Genomic DNA, 2,669 nt, shown 5'->3' on the forward strand with positions numbered 1-2,669 from the left:
CGCGGACGCCGCGCTCCTGCGTCTTGCGCGACTTCTTCTCGTCCTCGCTCAGCAGCTTGATGCCGACGCGATCCGCCTTGCCGGTGGCGGCATTGAAGATGGCGACGTTCGACTGGTGGATCGACATCGTCTTGTCGATGACCCCACCGGTGACGCCCTTCATCGGGTTCGGCTTGACGTGCTTCTTGACCACGTTCACGCCTTCGACGATCAGCCGTTCTTCATCGACCCGGCTCAACACCGTGCCGCGCCGGCCCTTGTCGCGGCCGGTCAGCACGATGACCTGGTCGCCTTTTCGAATCTTGTTCATCGCAAATCCTGCAAATCGGCGTGCTCAGAGCACTTCGGGCGCGAGGGAGACGATCTTCATGAAGCGCTCGGTGCGCAACTCGCGCGTGACCGGCCCGAAGATGCGGGTGCCGATCGGCTCGAGCTTGGCGTTCAGCAGCACGGCGGCGTTGCCGTCGAACTTCACGAGCGAGCCGTCCTGGCGGCGCACGCCCTTGGCGGTGCGGACGACGACGGCGCTGTAGACCTCGCCCTTCTTCACCCGGCCGCGCGGCGCCGCTTCCTTGATGCTGACCTTGATCACGTCACCGATCGCGGCATAACGGCGCTTGGAGCCACCGAGCACCTTGATGCACATGACGGACTTGGCGCCCGTGTTGTCGGCGACGTCGAGCCGCGACTGCATTTGAATCATGTTGTCCTCTCCCAACTTTTCCCGCAGCGGCTGCCGAAGCTTCCGAAGCGGTCAGTCTTGGTCCCGTGGTACCGGGCAAAGTCTCGATGCCGGCGCGAGGAATTCGCTGCCGGCCGCTCGCCTAAACTTTTACCGGGCCCTTGGCCGGTGGGCCCGAGCCCGCCTCAAGCCCAGCGAAGCCGGCGATTATCGCCTTTTCCGCAACAGCCTGTCAAACGACTGGGCTCCGGCGCCCTCGTCGCCAGGCCGCTCAGCCCTGGAGCTCCTTCGCCTGTTCGGCCAGCGTCTTCGCGTCGCTCACCTCGAACTTGCCCGCGGCCTCGATGTTGAGCGCCTTGACGACGCCGTCCTGGACAAGCATCGAGAAGCGCTGCGAGCGAACACCCATGCCGCGCGAGGTCAGGTCCAGGGTCAGGCCGGTGGCGCGGACGAAGTCGCCGCTGCCGTCGGCCATCATGCGGACCTTGCCGGCGGTCTTCTGCTCGCGGCCCCAGGCTCCCATCACGAAGGCGTCGTTGACCGACACGCACCAGATCTCGTCGACGCCGGCGGCCTTCAGGGCCTCGGCCTGCTCGATGTAGCCCGGCACATGCTTGGCGGAGCACGTCGGCGTGAAAGCCCCGGGCAGGCCGAAGACCGCGATCGTCTTGCCGGCCGTCGCCTTCTCGAGGTCGAAGGTGTTGGGTCCGATCGAGCAGCCGTTGCCCTCGACCTCGATGAATTCCTGCAGGCTGCCGGGGGGCAGCTTGTCTCCGACTTTCAGCATGGCTCGCTTCCTTTTTGCGACTGGCGGGTTCAGACGTCGATGCCCTTCTGGACCAGGCGCGTCACGACCCACGATTTCGTCTTCGAGATCGGCCTGCTCTCGGCGATCTCGACAACGTCACCCATCTTGTACTCGTCGTTCTCGTCGTGCGCGTGGTACTTGCTCGTCTTGGCGACGATCTTGCCGTAGAGCTCGTGCTTCGTGCGCCGCTCGATGAGGACGGTGATGGTCTTGCTGCGCTTGTCGCTGACGACCTTTCCGATCAGCGTGCGCGTGTTCTTCGCCTTCGGCTCCGCCGCGGTGGCGACCGCGGTCGCCGGCAGGATCTGGGCGTCGGCCGAGGGCGCCGTCAGGTCGACGTTTGATGTCTGATCGGCGTTCATTTCTTCGCTCCTGTCGTCTTGCCGGCACCGGCCTCGCCGCGCTTCTTCTCGGCGGCGATGGTCTTGGCGCGGGCGATGTCGCGCCGGGTGTTGCCGAGCTGCGAATGATTGGTGAGCTGCTGCGTCGCCTTCTGCATACGCAGGCCGAAGTGGGCCTTCAGCAGGTCGCTGACTTCCTTCTCGAGCCCGGCGCTGTCCTTGGCGCGGAGTTCAGATGCTTTCATGAATATTCCTTCCGCGCCCTCAGGCGCCGACCTGGCGCGCCACGAACGTGGTCTTGAGGGGCAGCTTCGCCGAAGCGAGCTGGAACGCCTCGCGAGCCAGCTGTTCCGGCACGCCGTTGATTTCGTAGAGCACCTTGCCGGGCTGGATCTCGGCAACGTAGTACTCCGGGTTGCCCTTGCCGTTGCCCATGCGGACTTCGGCCGGCTTCTGCGAGATCGGCTTGTCCGGGAAGATGCGGATCCAGATCCGGCCGCCGCGCTTCACGTGGCGCGAGATCGCCCGGCGGGCAGCCTCGATCTGGCGCGCCGTCAGGCGGCCGCGCTCGATCGACTTCAGACCGAAGTCGCCAAACGACACGTTCGCGCCGCGGGTGGCGACGCCGGTGTTGCGGCCCTTCTGTTCCTTGCGGAACTTTCTTCGTGCGGGTTGCAACATGCTTACTCTCCTTTTCCGCTCTTGCCGTCCACCGCCGGGGGCGGTGCGACGGCCTTGCGGACGCGCTTGACAGCGGGTGTCTTCGGTGCATCGCCGGCACCGGGTGCGGCGCCGGCCTCGGCCGTCGGCCTCGGCTCCGCCGATGCATCGGCCGGGG

6 protein-coding genes are annotated in these 2,669 nt (G+C 65.9%); all 6 read right to left on the reverse strand.

Annotation, left to right across the window (positions count from 1 at the left end):
* A partial coding sequence (gene rplX / locus AC30N0_RS05855) for a 50S ribosomal protein L24 (protein WP_489516989.1) occupies positions 1-310 on the reverse strand: 310 nt, incomplete at its 3' end.
* A gap of 24 nt (positions 311-334) precedes the next feature.
* Positions 335-703 carry a 50S ribosomal protein L14 gene (gene rplN / locus AC30N0_RS05860; RefSeq protein WP_025511783.1) on the reverse strand — a complete coding sequence of 123 codons (369 nt, stop codon included), beginning with the start codon at positions 701-703 and terminating at the stop codon, positions 335-337.
* Between the two features lie 250 nt (positions 704-953).
* Positions 954-1,469, reverse strand: a complete 516-nt coding sequence (locus AC30N0_RS05865; RefSeq protein ID WP_489516990.1) for a peroxiredoxin — start codon at positions 1,467-1,469, stop codon at positions 954-956.
* Positions 1,470-1,498: 29 nt separating this feature from the next.
* Positions 1,499-1,792, reverse strand: coding sequence for a 30S ribosomal protein S17 (gene rpsQ, locus AC30N0_RS05870; RefSeq protein WP_489516993.1), 294 nt, complete (start codon positions 1,790-1,792; stop codon positions 1,499-1,501).
* A gap of 56 nt (positions 1,793-1,848) precedes the next feature.
* Positions 1,849-2,076 carry a 50S ribosomal protein L29 gene (rpmC, locus tag AC30N0_RS05875; RefSeq protein ID WP_489516991.1) on the reverse strand — a complete coding sequence of 76 codons (228 nt, stop codon included), beginning with the start codon at positions 2,074-2,076 and terminating at the stop codon, positions 1,849-1,851.
* Between the two features lie 19 nt (positions 2,077-2,095).
* Entirely contained in the window at positions 2,096-2,512 is a 417-nt protein-coding gene (gene rplP / locus AC30N0_RS05880) for a 50S ribosomal protein L16 (RefSeq protein WP_489516992.1), read from the reverse strand.
* Positions 2,513-2,669 lie beyond the last annotated feature (157 nt).

Source organism: Rhizobacter sp. (genome assembly GCF_031412495.1).
In the GTDB taxonomy this organism is placed as follows: Bacteria; Pseudomonadota; Gammaproteobacteria; order Burkholderiales; family Burkholderiaceae_C; genus Schlegelella_A.

Bases quoted from the DNA above. Each gene is read 5' to 3' on its own strand.
- rplN (WP_025511783.1), bottom strand. From the start codon at position 703: ATGATTCAAATGCAGTCGCGGCTCGACGTCGCCGACAACACGGGCGCC.
- AC30N0_RS05865 (WP_489516990.1), bottom strand. From the start codon at position 1,469: ATGCTGAAAGTCGGAGACAAGCTGCCCCCCGGCAGCCTGCAGGAATTC.
- rpmC (WP_489516991.1), bottom strand. From the start codon at position 2,076: ATGAAAGCATCTGAACTCCGCGCCAAGGACAGCGCCGGGCTCGAGAAG.
- rplP (WP_489516992.1), bottom strand. From the start codon at position 2,512: ATGTTGCAACCCGCACGAAGAAAGTTCCGCAAGGAACAGAAGGGCCGC.